General features: G+C 49.3%; 13 protein-coding genes and 1 pseudogene. 9 read left to right on the top strand and 5 right to left on the bottom strand.

Translation table 11 applies throughout. The features are described from left to right. Nucleotides 1-273: 273 nt before the first annotated feature. Nucleotides 274-1,416, bottom strand: coding sequence for a bifunctional diaminohydroxyphosphoribosylaminopyrimidine deaminase/5-amino-6-(5-phosphoribosylamino)uracil reductase RibD (gene ribD / locus HMPREF9141_RS06580; protein WP_007367832.1), 1,143 nt, complete (start codon nucleotides 1,414-1,416; stop codon nucleotides 274-276). 27 nt (nucleotides 1,417-1,443) lie between these two features. Here ribD and prmC point away from each other — a divergent pair, with 27 nt between their 5' ends. The 9 genes from prmC to HMPREF9141_RS06625 all read left to right on the top strand — a co-directional run bounded on the left by prmC (nucleotide 1,444) and on the right by HMPREF9141_RS06625 (nucleotide 13,408). Beyond that, nucleotides 1,444-2,307 (top strand): peptide chain release factor N(5)-glutamine methyltransferase, encoded by an 864-nt coding sequence (gene prmC / locus HMPREF9141_RS06585; RefSeq protein WP_007367833.1) that lies wholly within the window; start codon nucleotides 1,444-1,446, stop codon nucleotides 2,305-2,307. Then, complete coding sequence (locus tag HMPREF9141_RS06590) at nucleotides 2,304-2,825, top strand: regulatory protein RecX (protein ID WP_007367834.1); 522 nt, start codon at nucleotides 2,304-2,306, stop codon at nucleotides 2,823-2,825. The genes prmC and HMPREF9141_RS06590 overlap by 4 nt, the downstream gene beginning before the upstream one ends. After that, nucleotides 2,809-3,516 (top strand): ComF family protein, encoded by a 708-nt coding sequence (locus HMPREF9141_RS06595; RefSeq protein ID WP_174256067.1) that lies wholly within the window; start codon nucleotides 2,809-2,811, stop codon nucleotides 3,514-3,516. Before HMPREF9141_RS06590 ends, HMPREF9141_RS06595 begins: the two co-directional genes overlap by 17 nt. A 518-nt stretch (nucleotides 3,517-4,034) precedes the next feature. Continuing rightward, nucleotides 4,035-7,226 carry a SusC/RagA family TonB-linked outer membrane protein gene (locus tag HMPREF9141_RS06600; protein ID WP_007367836.1) on the top strand — a complete coding sequence of 1,064 codons (3,192 nt, stop codon included), beginning with the start codon at nucleotides 4,035-4,037 and terminating at the stop codon, nucleotides 7,224-7,226. Between the two features lie 9 nt (nucleotides 7,227-7,235). Further along, nucleotides 7,236-8,795, top strand: coding sequence for a RagB/SusD family nutrient uptake outer membrane protein (locus HMPREF9141_RS06605; protein ID WP_007367837.1), 1,560 nt, complete (start codon nucleotides 7,236-7,238; stop codon nucleotides 8,793-8,795). A 26-nt stretch (nucleotides 8,796-8,821) separates the two neighbouring features. Beyond that, nucleotides 8,822-9,859, top strand: a complete 1,038-nt coding sequence (locus HMPREF9141_RS06610) for a glycoside hydrolase family 18 (RefSeq protein WP_007367838.1) — start codon at nucleotides 8,822-8,824, stop codon at nucleotides 9,857-9,859. A 6-nt stretch (nucleotides 9,860-9,865) separates the two neighbouring features. Then, entirely contained in the window at nucleotides 9,866-11,011 is a 1,146-nt protein-coding gene (locus tag HMPREF9141_RS06615) for a DUF1735 and LamG domain-containing protein (RefSeq protein WP_007367839.1), read from the top strand. Nucleotides 11,012-11,042: 31 nt separating this feature from the next. Beyond that, nucleotides 11,043-12,401, top strand: coding sequence for a BT_3987 domain-containing protein (locus HMPREF9141_RS06620; RefSeq protein ID WP_083809435.1), 1,359 nt, complete (start codon nucleotides 11,043-11,045; stop codon nucleotides 12,399-12,401). A 20-nt stretch (nucleotides 12,402-12,421) separates the two neighbouring features. Further along, nucleotides 12,422-13,408, top strand: a complete 987-nt coding sequence (locus tag HMPREF9141_RS06625; RefSeq protein ID WP_007367841.1) for a hypothetical protein — start codon at nucleotides 12,422-12,424, stop codon at nucleotides 13,406-13,408. A gap of 531 nt (nucleotides 13,409-13,939) precedes the next feature. Here the strand turns inward: HMPREF9141_RS06625 and HMPREF9141_RS06630 are convergent. From HMPREF9141_RS06630 to HMPREF9141_RS14010, 4 genes and pseudogenes are all read right to left on the bottom strand, one after another. Continuing rightward, nucleotides 13,940-15,019: a relaxase/mobilization nuclease domain-containing protein gene (locus HMPREF9141_RS06630; RefSeq protein WP_007367842.1), complete on the bottom strand. Its 1,080-nt coding sequence runs from the start codon at nucleotides 15,017-15,019 to the stop codon at nucleotides 13,940-13,942. Next, nucleotides 15,003-15,434 carry a plasmid mobilization protein gene (locus HMPREF9141_RS06635; RefSeq protein ID WP_007367843.1) on the bottom strand — a complete coding sequence of 144 codons (432 nt, stop codon included), beginning with the start codon at nucleotides 15,432-15,434 and terminating at the stop codon, nucleotides 15,003-15,005. The genes HMPREF9141_RS06630 and HMPREF9141_RS06635 overlap by 17 nt, the downstream gene beginning before the upstream one ends. Nucleotides 15,435-15,797: 363 nt before the next feature. After that, nucleotides 15,798-16,259, bottom strand: coding sequence for a DUF3408 domain-containing protein (locus HMPREF9141_RS06640; protein WP_007367844.1), 462 nt, complete (start codon nucleotides 16,257-16,259; stop codon nucleotides 15,798-15,800). Between the two features lie 172 nt (nucleotides 16,260-16,431). Beyond that, a pseudogene (locus tag HMPREF9141_RS14010) lies at nucleotides 16,432-16,620 on the bottom strand (hypothetical protein); the annotation flags it as partial. Nucleotides 16,621-16,912 lie beyond the last annotated feature (292 nt).

The raw sequence follows: 16,912 nt of genomic DNA on the forward strand, positions 1-16,912 counted from the left end.
AGTGTAAATTAATTCTTACGACCTACTTAGAATGGGCCGCCAAGACGGTCTTGCCCATGTTTTTTGTTTAATGAACAACCTCAGTTCTTCCGTCAAAGCTATACGAAAAGCATCCATGCGTTTAACGGAAGAACCCTTTTATGCATCCGCTGTAATCTTTCAGGAAGCAGGCGGAGTCTGCTTGTCTGGAAGGCGTAGGATCGTCGAAAATCATCCTCAGAGACTGATTAGTGGGGGGAGGCAGGGGGGAGACAGACCTGTTCCTAGCTCTTCTTATCTCCGTTCGTAGGTTATGATGGCGTTCCCATAATGCTCGATGCCTGTGATGCGTATGTTTCCGGGCAGCGGGGGGGCTTCTATACCCTCGCCGATCGTGAAAGGTGCAGTCTCTATGCGTATCTCATCCCATAGTCCTGCTTCAAGGAAACTCTGCAAGGTCTTTGCACCGCCTTCGACGATGAGACTCTGTTTCTTCTCGGCATAGAGGTGTGACAGTGCTTCGGCAGGCGTAGCATATTCCCCCTCTCTTTTCGGATGGCTTGTCAGCACCAGTTTTTCAGGATTCGGACCGCTCCATTCCCTCACCGTCAGCTGTGGATGTTCCAGTTCTTCCGTTGTTTTGCCAACGAGTATCGCATCGTTCTCTGCCCTCAGCTTATGTACCAGCATCTTTGTGAAGGGCGTAGAGATGATCAGCGGATGATAGTCTCTGCCCGGCAAGTTGCCAATGTAAGCCGCAGAAGTTTTTTTCTCACGATCCGTTATTTCATCTTGGCTGCCATTTATAATACTCAGATCATCAGGGGAATCTCGGTGTTCACTCCCCTCCCTATGGGGGAGGGGTGAGGGGGAGGGGATGGCTGGTGTGTTGGATAGTGTGTTTGTTGGTGTGTTGAATAGTGTGTTAGTTGTTACTCTTTTTGTCTGCGCCCACTTCAGTATCACGTACGGTCGGTGATGCGTGTTATAAGTGACGAACCGCTTGTTCAGCTCCAGGCACTCCTTTTCCAATACACCTACTGTCACGTCAATGCCGGCCTCACGGAGCCTCTTCACGCCACGCCCCTGTACCTTGGAAAAAGGGTCGATGCAGCCGCAGACTACACGGCGCACGCCTTTGCTGATAATCAGGTCGGCGCAGGGAGGTGTCTTGCCGTAATGGGAACAAGGCTCGAGGCTGACATACACCGTTGCTTCGTGCAGCAAAGCCTCTTCCTCTTTCTTCACAGATGCAAAAGCGTTCACTTCTGCGTGTCCTTCGCCGCAGCGGACATGATAGCCTTCACCGATAATCCTGCCATCCTTGCTCACAATGACCGCCCCCACCATCGGGTTCGGCTTGGCCAGCTGCTGTCCGTTACGTGCTAATTGTAGGCAGCGGCGCATATAGATTTCGTCAGTTTCTTCTTGTTTCATATCTTTAAAATTCCTATCTTTGCAGTCATGACATACCAGGATTTATGGCACAGACTCACTCCCTTGTACGATGACGGTGAGGCACAGGCAATCATTCGGCTTGTGCTGGAGGTGCAGTCTGGCATTTCGCTGACCGATATTTATACGGGCAAAGTTAATGAATTATCACGAGACGAAGCTGACGGATTGGAGAAAATCATGTCACGACTGGAACGTGCAGAGCCGGTGCAGTATGTTCTCGGGTATGCAATGTTCTGCGGGCGGCCCTTTCATGTTGCGTCCGGAGTACTGATTCCACGCCCGGAGACGGAAGTGCTGTGCCGGTGGATAGAAGAAGATTACAACCGCCCTTACTGTGCCCTGCAGCCTCCTGTGCCGCTTCAGGTGCTGGACGTGGGGACCGGGAGCGGATGCGTAGCTGTCAGTCTGGCACTGGATCTTTACAATTCCGCCCTTACGGCGTGGGATGTATCGGGTGATGCTTTGTTGATTGCACGTGAGAATATCCACCGATGGGATGCCCGTGTTGAATTGAAGATGGAAGACGCACTCCATCCCTCTCCTGCTGCCATGGAGCGGCAATGGGACATCATCGTCAGCAATCCGCCCTATATCTGCAACAGGGAGAGGGCGGCAATGGCGGCGAACGTGCTGGAATACGAGCCGGAGACCGCCCTTTTCGTACCGGATGACGACCCGCTGCAGTTCTATCGGGCAATAGCTGAATACGGCGTGCAGACGCTGTCGGATGAAGGTGTACTCTACTTCGAGACCAACCCATTATATATAAATAAGGTGAAGGAGATGCTGGACGAGTCTGGTTATAAGCAGGTCATGCTTAGGGAAGACCAGTTCGGCAAGTTACGCTTCACGAAAGCCCTCCGACCATGATACAGAAACGACCTATGCCGGAGCCGCAGGCTCTGAAGAAACTTGCCGACCTGTGTGCGAAAGGCGAACATTGCTCGGGTGAAATGCTGGAGAAAATGCGCAGGTGGGGACTGGCGGAGGATGCCCAGGCACGCATTATGGAGAAACTCTTAAGGCTGCATTATGTGGACGACAGCCGTTATACGGAGTCTTTCGTCTACGATAAAATCCGTTACAACAAGTGGGGACGCCGGAAGATAGAGCAGGCTCTGTGGATGAAGAAGGTGGACAGTTCCGTCTCGTCGCCCATCCTGGATGCTGTCGGGGATGAGGAGTATCTTGCCGTCCTGCGCCCGCTGCTGGCTGGCAAGTACCGCACCATCAAGGCTGACAATGACTATGAACGCTCGATGAAGCTGATCAGATTTGCCATGGGACGCGGGTTCACGATGGAGCTGATCAGGAAGTGTATTGACGAAGGGATTGTCGCAGCGGACGGCAACATAGACTTTGCTGATGACGATGACGAGACCGATTAGTGTGCTTGCCCGTCTGATAGACACCCTTGCTCCTCGGTCGTGTACCATCTGCGGAGGGCGTCTGACCGTTACGGAGGAGGTGATGTGTGCCTGCTGCAACCAGAGCCTCCCCCGTACAGGCTATGCCCGTAATGCCTGTGACAACCGGCTTGTGCGGCTCTTCTGGGGGAGAATCCCCATTGAGAGAGGGGCATCCCTCTTCTTCTACAAGGCTCACTCGGACACCAGCCGCCTGTTGTATCAGCTCAAGTATGGCGGACATCCCGAGACAGGGGAGCTGCTTGGCCGCCTTGTTGCCGACGAGTTTGCAGCGGGCGGCTTCTTCGACGGCATCACCGCGCTGGTCCCTGTGCCGCTTGCCCGGCAGCGTGAACGGGAGAGAGGATACAACCAGAGCGTGGAGATAGCCCGGGGCATCAGCACTGCAGCCGGGATTCCTGTAGTCGGCGACGTCCTTGAACGTATCTCTTTCCATGGCAGCCAGACGCAGAAGAGCCGTTGGGAACGTAACGAGAATGTGGAAAAGGCGTTCCGGCTGACGGATGCCTCTGCCGTGCGCAACCGGCATGTCCTGCTTGTTGACGATGTCATCACCACCGGGGCGACGCTCGTCGCTGCAGCCCGTGAGCTCTTCAAAGCCGGCAATGTCAAGGTCAGCGTCCTCTCTCTGGGGTTTGCGAATAATGAATAGATGCGTGGCTTCCCGCTCCGGCAGCCGTATGCTGTAAAGGGATTGACTCCTTGCAGACCGTCTGTCGGGGCAGAACGTTCCAGATGTAATTGCAGATGAACTTTTTATTGGGATCCATGTGGCATACGGTATGAAAAAGCCATGGCTATCCTTGACTGCACGTGAATGGGACCGTCACGGCCATTGAACAACACAAACTACTTCTATCCGAATTATTATAATACTTAACGTGATCCGTACTAAGCCTTGACACAAATTATCTACTGATTCCATATTTTGCGGAAACTCCGGAAGAAAGGAGGGCTTTTTCTTTGTCCAATTCAAATTTTTTCTTACTTTTGCCGGGCACAAACTGAGAACCGACAAGAACCGAATACAAAACCTAATGCAAGACAGTAAACCTGAATGAAAAGTTCCGCCTATGGAAGAGGATGCGTCCAGGCTGCCCTCAATATAAGCGGACGGATTCTATCATATTACCTTTTGAAAAATATTAACATAATTAACAATAAAGCTGAATGAATAACAAGAAAAATGGTCTGTACCTGACCGCATTCCTGTTATGTCTGAATCTGAGCACGGAAGCTCACGGCGTTGCGTTCAACAAGACGGATGCGATGCGGGAGAGTTCTATGACTGCATTGAGACAAAGGGATGGAAATGCCGTTTCTATTCCGTCAACACAGGTTCCGCAGAAGCCGCAGAACGCCGGCGAGAAGAAGAAAGTCGTAGGAGTTGTAAAGGAGGAGAACGGAGAACCGGTCATCGGTGCTACTGTCCGTCTGAAAGGTACCCAGGGCGGTGCTGTCACAGATATTGACGGACGGTTTACGCTGATGGCGGAGGAGGGTTCTGAACTTGAAATCTCCTACATCGGCTACACCACCAGGACAGTGCGTGTCGGTAAGGCTGATACATACGACATCAGCCTTTCCATGGGCAGTGCCAAGGAGCTGAACGAAGTGGTTGTCACGGCCCTCGGCATCAAGCGTGAACAGAAGGCGTTGAGCTACAATGTACAGCAGGTGAGCGGTGAATCTTTGGGGACTAACAAGGATGCCAACTTCATCAATTCGCTCAGCGGTAAGGTAGCTGGTGTGAACATCAATGCCAGTTCGTCCGGTGCCGGTGGCGCTTCAAAGGTCGTGATGCGTGGTACACGCAGCATCGAGCAGTCGAGCAACGTTCTGTATGTCATCGATGGCGTGCCGATGTTCAACCTCGGCGGCAGCGGTGATGCGATCTTCGGATCGAACGGTACGACAGAGGCCATCGCAGATATCAATCCGGAGGATATTGAGAGTATGTCTGTCTTGACGGGTGCGGCGGCAGCTGCACTTTATGGTAACCGTGCTTCCAACGGTGCCATCGTCATCACAACGAAGAAGGGAAAGGTGGGACATACGGAGTTTACCGTCAGTCAGAGCACGGAGTTCTCCACGGCTTTCCGTCTGCCGGAGTTCCAGAACCGTTACGGGACAGGCAGCAGTCTGCGTACAGCCGGCGGTGACAGCTACAGCTGGGGACGCCTGCTGAATGATGCCAACTATATGGGGTATGACCCGAAGAAGGACTATCTCAAGACAGGCATCATGACCACAGAGGCTTTCACGGTTTCGACAGGTTCGGAGAAGAACCAGAGTTACTTCTCTGCCAGTGCGTTGAATTCAGGCGGTATCATTCCCAACAACCGTTACAACCGTTACAACTTTACGTTCCGGAACACATCCAGCATGCTGGGCGACAGGCTGCTGCTGGATGTCGGTGCAAGCTATATCATCCAGAACGACCGCAACATGACCAACCAGGGTGTGTATGCCAATCCGCTGGTTTCGGCTTACCTCTATCCGCGTGGCAACGACTACAACGATATGGCGATGTTTGAACACTTCGATACGACACGCAATATCTACACGCAGAACTGGAACAACCTGCTCAGCGAGTTCGTCGGTCAGAACCCTTACTGGATCAACTACCGTAACCTCCGTACCAACAAGAAGTACCGCTACATGATGAATGCCGGACTTACTTATAAGGTGACAGACTGGTTGAACGTCGTGGGACGTATCCGTATTGACAATGCTACGAATACTTTCGAGAAGAAGTACTATGCCAGCACGAACACAACCATCGCCGGTGCCAACGGCCAGTATGCCAAGGTAAAGACCGACGACAAGCAGGTGTACGGCGATGTGATGCTGAATGTCAACAAGCACTTCCTGCAGAACAAGCTGTCACTGGTGGCTAATGTCGGTGCTTCTCTCTCTGACATCAAGCAGGACCAGACTGGTCTTGACGGTCCGATAGCCGACAACCTGATTCCCAATGTCTTCAATGAGTATCAGGTAGATGCGGCACGTGAGAAACGGCTGCCGGCAGGCTATCATGAGCAGACGAAGTCGCTTCTCGGAAGTCTGGAACTGGGATGGAAGAGCCAGCTGTACCTTACGGTTACAGGACGTAACGACTGGCCTTCAATGTTGGCAGGTCCTCATTCCAACAAGCATTCTTTCTTCTATCCGTCAGTGGGCGGCTCGTGGATTGTCTCTGAGTCTGTCAAGCTGCCACAGGCTATTGACTACTTGAAAGTACGCGGCTCGTTCGCCTCTGTCGGTATTCCGTTCCTCCGCAACATTGCCAATCCGAAGTACGAGTGGGACAATACGACGAAGCAGTGGAAGAGTCAGATGGTCTATCCGATCTACGACCTGAAACCGGAGACGACGAACTCGTGGGAAATCGGTCTGCAGGCCCGCTTTCTCAAGCACTTCAGTCTGGATGCGACACTCTATTGGACAAAGACTTTCAACCAGACTTTCAATCCTGACATCTCTGTGTCATCAGGTTACTCTGCTCTTTATATCCAGACAGGTAATGTGTCAAACAATGGAATCGAGTTAGCTCTGGGTTACAGCAATAACTGGGCTGGTTTCGGATGGTCAAGCAACTATACTTTGAGTTCCAACCGCAACCGTATCAACGAGCTGGTGCGTAACTACGTTCATCCCGAGACAGGGGCTGTCATCAACAAGGACCGTCTGGATGTCGGAGGACTGGGCAATGCACACTTCATTCTCAAGGAGGGCGGTACGTTAGGCGACCTTTACTCCCTGACGGATGTGAAGCGTGACGACAAGGGACGTATCTATGTCGACAAGAACGGCAAGGTTTATCGTAACAATAACGTCGGTGACGTGAAGCTGGGTTCTGTATTCCCCAAGGCGAACATGGCATGGCGCAATGATTTCTCTTATAAGGGTTTCAACCTCAGTGTGATGGTCAGTGCACGTTTCGGCGGCATCGTTTACTCGGCGACACAGGCTGCGCTCGACCTCTATGGAGTATCAGAGGCAAGTGCAAAGGCACGTGACAGGGGATATGTAGAGGTGAACGGCAATGACCGCCTCAACCCCGAATCATGGTATTCGACCATCGGTGGCAGTGACGGTATTCCGCAGTTCTACACTTACAGTGCAACGAATGTCCGCTTACAGGAAGCAAGTCTCAGCTATACCTTCAAGAAGAATCACTTCTTCGGTCTGGGCGACCTGACGCTTTCCGTGACAGGTCGCAACCTGTTGATGTTCTACTGTAAGGCTCCTTTCGATCCTGAGACAACGGCTACGACCGGCAACTACTATCAGGGTATAGACAAGTTCATGACGCCCAGTACGAGAAATATCGGGTTCAACATTAAGCTTAAATTCTAAATCAAAGTTATGAAACACTTAAGAAATATCATATTGTCAACGGTATCGGCCGGTCTGGTTGTGAGTCTGGCGGGCTGTACCAACAGCTACGAGGACTATAACCAGGATCCCTACGGCGTGTCGAAGAAGGAGACGGAACGTGATGCTTATTCATTGGGCGCAGCCATGGTGAACCTGCAGAGCTGGGTGATTCCTACGGATGTCAATACCAATCAGTTCACAGAGTGCCTGTGCGGCGGTTCGTATGGCGGTTATCTCTCCGATTCCAATGCCGGCTTTATAGGCAAGAACTTTGCACAGTTCAGTCCGGAGAACAGCTGGAACCGCGTGTTGTTCAGGGACTTCCTTCCTAAGCTCTCCATCTATTTCAACGAAGTGAAGAGTGCCACCGACGAGCCTGTTCCATTGGCTGTCGCACAGATCATAAAGGTTGCCGGTATCCATCGTGTTACCGATGCCTATGGTCCGATACCTTATTCCAAGGTGGGACAGAATGGTGAAATCACTGCACCCTACGATTCCCAGCAGGAGGTATATAAGCTCATGTTCAAGCAGCTGGACGAGGCCATTGCTACGCTGACGGCCAATCGCACGCTCAACTTCTCACCAAAGGCTGACAATGTGTATGGCGGTAATGTCGAGAAGTGGATTAAGTTTGGTAATTCTCTTCGTCTTCGTCTGGCTATCCGCATATCAAAGGCTGACCCTGCATTGGCAAAACAGGAGGCTGAGGCTTCGGTGAGCAATGAGGTCGGTGTGATGACTTCCAATGATGACAATGCTTTCATGACCTTGTCGAATACCAATCCTTTCAGGGTTGTCATGTATGAATATAATGGTGGTGACTCGCGTATCGGCGCCGACATCACCACTTACATGAACGGTTACAAGGATCCGCGTCGTGAAGCGATGTTCACAAAGTCCACTTTCTCAAGAGGAACCAATGGCTACTATGGCTTGCGTTCCGGTATCCAGATCCCGGGTGCAGAGATTGCCCATGCTTACAGCAACTACAATGTAAAGACCGACACCAGGCTCTTGTGGATGAATGCGGCCGAAGTGGCTTTCCTGCGTGCTGAAGGTGCTTTGAAGAACTGGAACATGGGAGGTACAGCCGGCAGTTTCTATAAGAAAGGTGTTGAGCTGTCCTTTGAGCAGTGGGGCGTAAAGGGTGCTGCGGCTTATCTGGCTGATAATACCAGTACACCTGCTGTCTATACAGATCCCGCCGGACTCAATTCTTATTCAGGCTCAGTGTCAACAATTACGATTGCCTGGGATGACAACAATACCGTAGAGCAGCAGTTGGAACGTATCATCACCCAGAAGTGGCTGGCTATGTTCCCACTTGGCTTGGAGGCATGGTCGGACTATCGCCGTACAGGTTACCCGAAACTGATGCCGGTGAAGGTGAACAACAGTGGCGGCGTGGTAAGCAACGAGCGGGGTGCCCGTCGTCTGGCTTATCCACAGGAAGAACGCAGCAACAACCTTGACAACTACAATGCAGCCGTCGGCATGCTCGGCGGCGCCGACAACATGGCTACAGATGTCTGGTGGGCAAAATAATGATTACCGATTAAATAGAAAGAAAAATGAAACATATCATTCAATATATAGCATATTCAACGGTCTGTGCGGCGGCTTTGCTTATGTCCAGCTGTGATACAGACGTTGAACCTGTAGACATCAACCAGCCCGGTATAGAGCGTCAGAATCCTGAACTCTATCAGAACTATCTTGCAGGCATCCGTGCTTACAAGGCAAGCAGTCATAAGATTATGATGGCATGGTTCGATAACAGCCAGGCTGTTCCATTCACTCAGGCGCAGCATATCAACGCTGTTCCTGACAGTGTGGATTACGTTGTACTGACAAATCCGGGAACGGTTACTGAACAGATGATGCAGGAAATCGAGGAAGTAAGAAGTCAGAAAGGTATGAAAGTCGTATTTCAGGTAAGCTGTGATGCTATCAAGACAGTTTACGAAGCACGGAAGAAAGCCTTTATGGCAAAGCCTGAGAATGCTGGTAAGCACTTCCGTGACTTCAATGGTTTCCTGGTTGATTCTGTCAATACACAGTTACGTCTTGCTGATAAGTATAACTATGATGGTGTGATAATGGGATTCAATGCGAAGCTCACACATTATCTCAATGAGCAGGAAAAGGCTGAGGCTATTGCCTTGGAGAACGTTTTCTTAGGTATAACCAAGGACTGGAAAGAACGCCATAAAGACAAGGAACTGATAATAATGGGTCGTCCGCAGCATGTAACTGACAAGAGTCTGTTTGCACAGGCATGCTATCTCATTATCCCGACACAGGATGAGAAGTCCATATCGGGTGTTGATTATCTGGTTCGTAAGGCTGCGGTAGAAGGTGTGCCGACTGACAAGTTCATTCTTTTGGCAAACAACAAGTCTATCGACGAAACCGATACCAAGACCGGTTACTGGGGCAAGACTTTGGCCATGCACGGTATTGCACGGTTCATTGCTTCGGACCATACCGGCTATACCTGTGCTGGAATGGGCTTGCTGAATGCCAATGTTGATTATTACAATGCCTCGTTCACCTATCCGAACCTGCGTAAGGTCATCTCAACTATCAATCCAACCGTTAAAGAGTAAAAGGAAATGAAGAAGCTATTTAAATATTTTCCTGTCCTGGCAGCAGCTCTGTTGATGGCAGCATGCCAGAACAATGATGAAGCCGACTTCACAAGTAAGGCGTTCATAGATGGAAAGACTTTCACCAGTGAGACTATTATCAAAGATGCAAGTACCATGGTGAAGTCGTTGAAACTCTCGACCTCACGCCCTGCTGAGAAAGAACTGAATGCAACTTTCGCACCAGCTCCCCAGCTGCTGGAGACTTATAACAAGGCCTATTACGGTCATGCCGTATTGCTGCCAGACACTTGTTATAAGGTACTCGTGGGTGAGGTGAAAATCAATCAGGGCAGTGTGAAGAGTAATGAGGCACGGTTTGAATTCTCCAAGCTCGGCGACCTGGACCGTTCGACGACATATGTCCTGCCCGTAACGGTCGACTGCAAGGATATTGAAGTCCTGCAGGCGGCCAAGAACTATTACTTTGTGTTCCGTGCAGGTGCGCTCATCAATGTTGTAGCTGACATGAGCAAGAACTATCTGCAGGTAGACTGGAAGACCCCGGACCTGGTTACTGACATGCACCAGATTACGATGGAGGCACTCATCTACCCGCGTGAATTCGGCAAGCTCATCTCTACCATCATGGGTATTGAGGGCAACTTCCTCATGCGTATCGGTGATGCAGGCTTCCCTGACAATCAGATTCAGATAGCGACCCGCAGCGGAAACTTCCCAGACTACGACTCCAACAAGGGTCTGCTGACCAAGCGCTGGCAGCATGTGGCCATGACCTACAATGCTGATACACGTGAGGTGAAAGTATATGTCAACGGCATGCTGCAGTCGCACGGCACGCTTCGTATGGGAACGGTAACCATCAAGGGAGATTCTCCTGACCGTATGTTCCTCATTGGCAAGTCTTATGATGATGCCCGCTGGTTCGAGGGCAATATGTCTGAAGTACGTGTCTGGAATGTTGTCCGTACGCAGGAAGAGATTGCCGGACACATCTACAGCGTTGACCCGAAGACTCCCGGTCTCGTGGGCTATTGGAAGATGGACGACAGTTCCAGTCCCAACATCGTAAAGGATGCTACGGGCAACGGTAATGACGCCAAGGCTGACAAACCGCTGCCATGGCATAATGTTTCATTGCCAGAGAAATAATCTGTTAAACGTTTTAATCAAAATGACATTTATGAATATCAACAATATTAAAACACTCGCACTCTCAATGCTCGGCATGGCTCTGGCTGTATCCTGCTCGGAGAGTATCGATGTGCCTCTTGTTCCGGAAGGCGGTTACAAGCCATTGGAGAACAGTCTTGCTTTCCTCACGGACAAGTACGGATGCAGCAGTCAGGATTCCCTTGTCTTCAATGAGAAGGGTTCGACGGACTTTTACGTGAACCTCACCCAGGCAGCCAAGGTGAATGAAGACTATACGCTGGTGTATGATGCCAAGGCACTTGAGAATTATAACAAGATGCATGGCACAGCCTTCGAGGCACTGCCCGAATCACTCGTTACGGTGAGCGGTGGTGTTACGGTAAATGCCGGCGCGACGAAATCTTCCAAGGTGACTGTAAGCTATACCACGGCTGCGGATCTGAAGGAAAATGGCGTTTATGCCATTCCTCTGAGTGTGAAAGGTATAAGCCAGACATCAAAGGACAAGGGTGAGTTCGTTCTCTTTGTGCGTGACATTACCAAGATGCCGAACTGCCATAAGGACAACGGCTTGCAGGTAATCAGCTGTATGGAGGTGAACGATGCCAATCCGCTGCACAACCTGTGTTACACGCTGAAGGAGTCGAAGAAGTATGTCTTTGACCAGGTTATTCTTTTCTCCGGTAACATCAACTACAATGCTGAGAGCGGTGAGGTGTATAACTATAACAATGAGAACGTGCAGCACCTGCTCGATTATAAGGAGAAGTACCTGAAGCCGTTGCAGGAGAAGGGTATGAAGGTGATTCTCGGCATTCTCGGAAACCATGACCGTTCGGGTGTTGCCAACCTCTCCAAGGAGGGTGCGATTAAGTTTGCACAGGAGTTGAAAGCCGTTGTTGATGCCTACGGACTTGACGGTGTGTTCTTCGACGATGAATATTCCAACTATGGCGATTACCCCGGTTTCGTCTCACCTTCCATAGAAGCGGCATCCCGCCTTTGCTACGAGTGCAAGCGGATCATGCCCGACAAGCTCATAGAAGTCTATGTCTACAGCCGCACGGGAAGCCTGGAGACTGTTGACGGCCACAAGCCGGGCGAGTTCATCGACTATGCCCTGCAGGATTACGGACGCTACGGCGACCTTTCCAACAACTATGAAGGCCTGTCGCCTAAGGGCATGATACAGGGATCATCAGAGTTCGGACAAGGTCGTATCATTTCTTTTAATACTGCAAAATCTATCAAGACTGACGGTTATGGTGGTACGATGGTCTTCGGTCTGACCCCTCAGAACGGCTATGTGACCCGTCTGAACAACATCACGCGTGCCTTCTATGGAGAGGAAACCGTGCGGACGGGTAGTTATGCAAAAGATTGGTAACCTGCTAAACACTTGAAACAATGAAACTGAGATATTTCTATTCAGCCGTAATGACGGCATTTCTTGCCTTGGGTTTTACAGCCTGCAGCAACGATGAAGACACACCGGAAGTGAAGCCGGAACCCAAGGTGGAGACAGCCCTCACGTTCGATTCCGACACCGTGAGTGTCGGAGTGGGTGAGACGGCCACGTTCAACATCACTGCCGGAGGCGGCGAATACAGGGCTTTCTGTGAGAATCCTGATGTCGCAACGTTGACAATCAAGGGGAATGCGATTACTGTGGCCGCTGTAAAAAGCGGACTTACAGGCATCGTGGTCTCCGATGCTGCCGGCAATTACAGGCGTGTGCTTGTAAAGGCAATGTACAAGAAGATTCTTCTTGACAAAGAGGAGGTCGGCGTGCAGATAAAGGCCGGACACACCGAGAGTTCTGCCACGCTGACCGTCACCGGTGGGAACGGCGGCTATGAAGCGGTCAGCGACCATGAAGACATTGCCGAGGTCTATTCCGTCGTAGACAACGTCATCACCATCCGCGGGCTCAGCAACGGAACGGCTACGCTTACCATTACCGACAAGATGGGCGTCAGCAGGACGGTGAAGGTAACGGTTACGACGACCGATATTCCTTTCACCGATGAGGAGAAGGCTGCCATCATGGCATCCACACAGGAGAACTTCGTCTTCGATGGCAGTCATGCACAGTCGTATGGCAGTTTCTCCATCGGGGAAAAGGACGGCAAGCAGCTTGCGCAATGGAACTACAGTGATTATATCTATCTGAAGTGCTGGTTCAGCGGCGACCTCTCCGTAGGGAAGAAAGCGGACGGGAAAATTGAAGTCAAGACAGACTATTGGAGCAGTGACGTGACGGTCTACGAAGGTGCGAATGTCGAGATCCTCAAGGTTTCCGATACGCACGTATGGGGAATCATGTGGATTCTGAAAGACGACTATCTCCACTATGGCTACTTCGTCCTGCCGAAGGCTGAGGCGGATGATTAAACAGAGACCCGGTTGATTCAACCGAGGCTTGTGCCGGCCTTGACGAACCAATGGGTTTTTCCGGTGGTCGGACGAGGCCTCGAACAGCAGAAGGGATGCACCTGCCGATGGGTGCATCCCTTTTTTCGGCCGACCGGTCGCCCGATGAGGATCCGGCCACTTGCGGTTGCCCTGTTGTCTCCCGCTGGACATGACGCTGGTGGTGTCATTGCGAGCCGTCATCTGGAAATGTGCATGCCCGTATAGTTGTATTTTTCTACATGGTGATAAATATTTCTTTACGTGTTAAGATGATGTCTAAAACGTATCTAATTGAGAAAGAAGAAGTTACCTCGCTGTAAAAACTAAACAGGTAACGATTTGGAAACGAGCGAAGTGCTTTCTGTCGCATGTTTCTACATCAACAAAGAACGCTTGTTATTCTATTTGCAAAGATAATCATTTGCTTTGAATAACAAGCTCTTTTGATAAGATTTTCGCTCTTTTACTTCATCCTTGAGTTTTTGGACGATTGGGAATAGAGAAGAGCTGTTATATACCTCTTCCTCGTTTCTTCTTTTTCTTGGCTTGGTTTCTGAGTTTATGTTGCCAAGCCATCTCGGCATAATCATCACCGTGTGTCTGTAGATTGATAAGTCCACCTGCTCCCGAAATCATTTCTTCGGCAGCATTCAAGGCGGTGCTTGCTACATTTCCTACGGCTTGTGCAATGGATGAACTGTCATTTGCTTTTGCAGGCGGTATGTATGAACGACTGGGAGGAACAAGTTGATAGCCTGTGTCTGATTGAACTTTATTCTTTGTAGTCTTATCTGCTATTGTGTGAGCTTTTATTATCGTCTCCTTTGTTTCGGCTTTATTGGCTATCTCAAAGTTCTTCTGCAAGGAACGGTACCCGAACTCTCTGCCGATTTCAGAAGCTTTGAATGTCTGGCCACAGTAGGAGAACTTCAAACCATAGACTTTTCCCTGTTTGTTCTTCATGCGCTCTATGATAATGTTGTTCTTGTTCAATTCGTAGAGAAACATGGAGTGCCCTGATATGCCACCGCCTTTATATTTATCCAACAAGGCATAACAGATTTGCTGTACTTCTTTCTTTGTTTGCTCTCTCGTAGGATTGGCTTTTGCTTTCTGATGCTTCCTTTCCGCCCTGACCTCCTTTGCGATAGTCAAGCCTTTCGAGCGACTTATTTCCTCCGCCACTCTTGCTGTCCTGTTGCTTACAAAGGTGGTGTCATAGACCTCCCCATACAGGCTGATGCGGTTGGCAATGATATGGATATGTCTGTTGTCGGTGTCCTTGTGTGTTACCGCCACCCATTGATGGTTGTCAAGTCCCATTTGTTTGGCAAACAGATGGGCTATCCGCATAAGTTCAGATACGGGCAGTTTCTTCTCGTCTTGTGGTGCTATACCGATTTCGATGCGGAGGAACTTGTTCCTGCAACGTGTATTGTAATCGTTCACCATCTTCATTTCCTCGTAAATTTCTTTTGGTGTCGTTCCACAGAGATTGTGAAAGGGAAGTGTTTTACCGAGTTTTCCCTCTCTGAAAATATATTCCAGCGCATTGCTGCCATGCGCAATTGCTCTACATTTTCCTATCATTCTCCATTAGATTTAAGAGTTTAATTGCCCTTTCCTCAATGCGGTATTTGGGATTGAAGAAACGCTTAAATGCCTCCCTTGCCAGATAGGAAAGACTTTGAGTAATCAGTACCCATGCATCATCCTTTACCTTGATAAGATTGGAAATATGTGAGAAGAAGTAGGCAGTTCGTCTGAGTAGCTCGATGGCTTCCCTTTCATTGTCGGTCATCTTAGGGACGGCAATTACTTCACCATTCAGGAGTATCTCACGGCAGTAGTCTGAGAACTTCCGCCCTGTACTTTCTACCTTTGACCTAATACGCTGCTTTTCCTCTCTTGTACATCTTACCTTGATGAACTCCGTCTTGTTCATCCTCACTTCTTCCTTACCTCGTTGCTGCCACTTGGCAGTCTTTCTATTATATCTGTCCATATAAGTTTCTTTGAAAGTTAATCATTTTAGATGATTTGTTGTTGCTTAATTTCTGAACACTGACCGATGAGAACGAAGTGATTACGGTCTTATCTCCCCCGACAATAAAACGAGGGGAGCAAGCGCAGTTTGTGGGTACAAACTGACGTCTTGCAATGTCAGCTAACGAAACGTTTACGCATAAAGCGTTTTGTCGTCCAAAAATGAATGCTATGCATTCAGAAGATTAACTGTGTTCGTGGCATTCCCACCGTTCAATGTGTTCAGTAAAAATCTATTGTTGGTACTATCCTAAAACGGTCGAGGATTTTGAGTGAAAGGGACATCCTTTTACTTGATAGTCCTTAACTGTTTTTCTGTTGTTTATAGCTTCCTCCATTTCTCTATATCTTCTCCGTATTCTTCCAAATGAATGCGCACGATGTTTTCCACGAAACTTGAAAGATTGCTACCCCTGTCACCCAACCTGCGAACGATGAAGTCGGCACGTTCCTGCGTCTCTCTGCTCAGATAGACCGCCTTTCTCTCACTTAGCTTTGTCGGAATAAGGAACGCTTGCTTGTATGCTTCGAGTGTCTCTTTTCTCATCTTGGCACTGATGCGTCGTTGAATAGTTGCATGCTCTGTATGCAGTACAGGCTCGGATGGCGTGGCATGCTCTATGGCATGCTCTGTTTCTTGTTGTTTTTGCTCTTGAATATTTTTCATTCTCCTTGCCCGAAATTCAGCGGCGGTTTGTCCGTTTGAACTTTTAGCCGGGCTTACGCCAAAAGTTTCTCCTATGAAACGATCTATTTCTTCTATGTTTCTTCTTTCCTTTTTCATCACTCTATCTTATTTTAAGTTTGACTTGTTTTACCGTTTTCAAACTTTTTCATCCTTCTTCTTACTACATACTATTCTGTGATAAGTAATTGATAATCAGTAATGCTTGATAGTGTAGGGCGATACTACACATTTTACTACATTCGGCTACTACAAGTTTGAAGGAATGGAGATGGGGAAGCTTTCCCCGTTGCTTATACTTGCCTGCATCTGCGTTCTTTTTCATTATTCCCTTGAATTGGTTTCCAAGAGTGAAGTTAGGGTGAGAATGCGTAACTTCCAAGCATTCAGAGCCTTCTTGCATAATGTTGCACCTGTCTGCTGTAAAATTCTTAGGGAAACGGGCAGGCAAGAAGAGCATTTATTGCCTCATTAAGCAAAAAACGGGTGACAGGAAAGAAAGGTTAGCAGAAATATGATTGCCGTTGTTTGCTTTCAGATGCACTCTTTTGCTTTGATTACCTTATTAACCTCATTTGTGCAGTGGCAAGAACATCAATCTGTCTCTTTTGTCCTTGTCATAGCGCCACAAGCTGCCACTTGAATGAAAGCGATAGAATGAGAAATATCCGATATTAATTTTACATCGAAAAAAGAAGACGGGGCAGGAAAACGCAAATGCGAACCGATGATGCAGATTACCTCTTTCCTTA

The sequence above is a fragment of the Prevotella multiformis DSM 16608 genome (assembly GCF_000191065.1).
GTDB classification, from domain to species: Bacteria; Bacteroidota; Bacteroidia; order Bacteroidales; family Bacteroidaceae; genus Prevotella; species Prevotella multiformis.

Bases quoted from the DNA above. Each gene is read 5' to 3' on its own strand.
- ribD (WP_007367832.1), bottom strand. From the start codon at position 1,416: ATGAAACAAGAAGAAACTGACGAAATCTATATGCGCCGCTGCCTACAA.
- HMPREF9141_RS06620 (WP_083809435.1), top strand. From the start codon at position 11,043: ATGAATATCAACAATATTAAAACACTCGCACTCTCAATGCTCGGCATG.
- HMPREF9141_RS06590 (WP_007367834.1), top strand. From the start codon at position 2,304: ATGATACAGAAACGACCTATGCCGGAGCCGCAGGCTCTGAAGAAACTT.
- HMPREF9141_RS06600 (WP_007367836.1), top strand. From the start codon at position 4,035: ATGAATAACAAGAAAAATGGTCTGTACCTGACCGCATTCCTGTTATGT.
- HMPREF9141_RS06625 (WP_007367841.1), top strand. From the start codon at position 12,422: ATGAAACTGAGATATTTCTATTCAGCCGTAATGACGGCATTTCTTGCC.
- HMPREF9141_RS06610 (WP_007367838.1), top strand. From the start codon at position 8,822: ATGAAACATATCATTCAATATATAGCATATTCAACGGTCTGTGCGGCG.
- HMPREF9141_RS06640 (WP_007367844.1), bottom strand. From the start codon at position 16,259: ATGAAAAAGGAAAGAAGAAACATAGAAGAAATAGATCGTTTCATAGGA.
- HMPREF9141_RS06615 (WP_007367839.1), top strand. From the start codon at position 9,866: ATGAAGAAGCTATTTAAATATTTTCCTGTCCTGGCAGCAGCTCTGTTG.
- HMPREF9141_RS06595 (WP_174256067.1), top strand. From the start codon at position 2,809: ATGACGAGACCGATTAGTGTGCTTGCCCGTCTGATAGACACCCTTGCT.
- HMPREF9141_RS06605 (WP_007367837.1), top strand. From the start codon at position 7,236: ATGAAACACTTAAGAAATATCATATTGTCAACGGTATCGGCCGGTCTG.
- HMPREF9141_RS06630 (WP_007367842.1), bottom strand. From the start codon at position 15,019: ATGATAGGAAAATGTAGAGCAATTGCGCATGGCAGCAATGCGCTGGAA.
- HMPREF9141_RS06635 (WP_007367843.1), bottom strand. From the start codon at position 15,434: ATGGACAGATATAATAGAAAGACTGCCAAGTGGCAGCAACGAGGTAAG.
- prmC (WP_007367833.1), top strand. From the start codon at position 1,444: ATGACATACCAGGATTTATGGCACAGACTCACTCCCTTGTACGATGAC.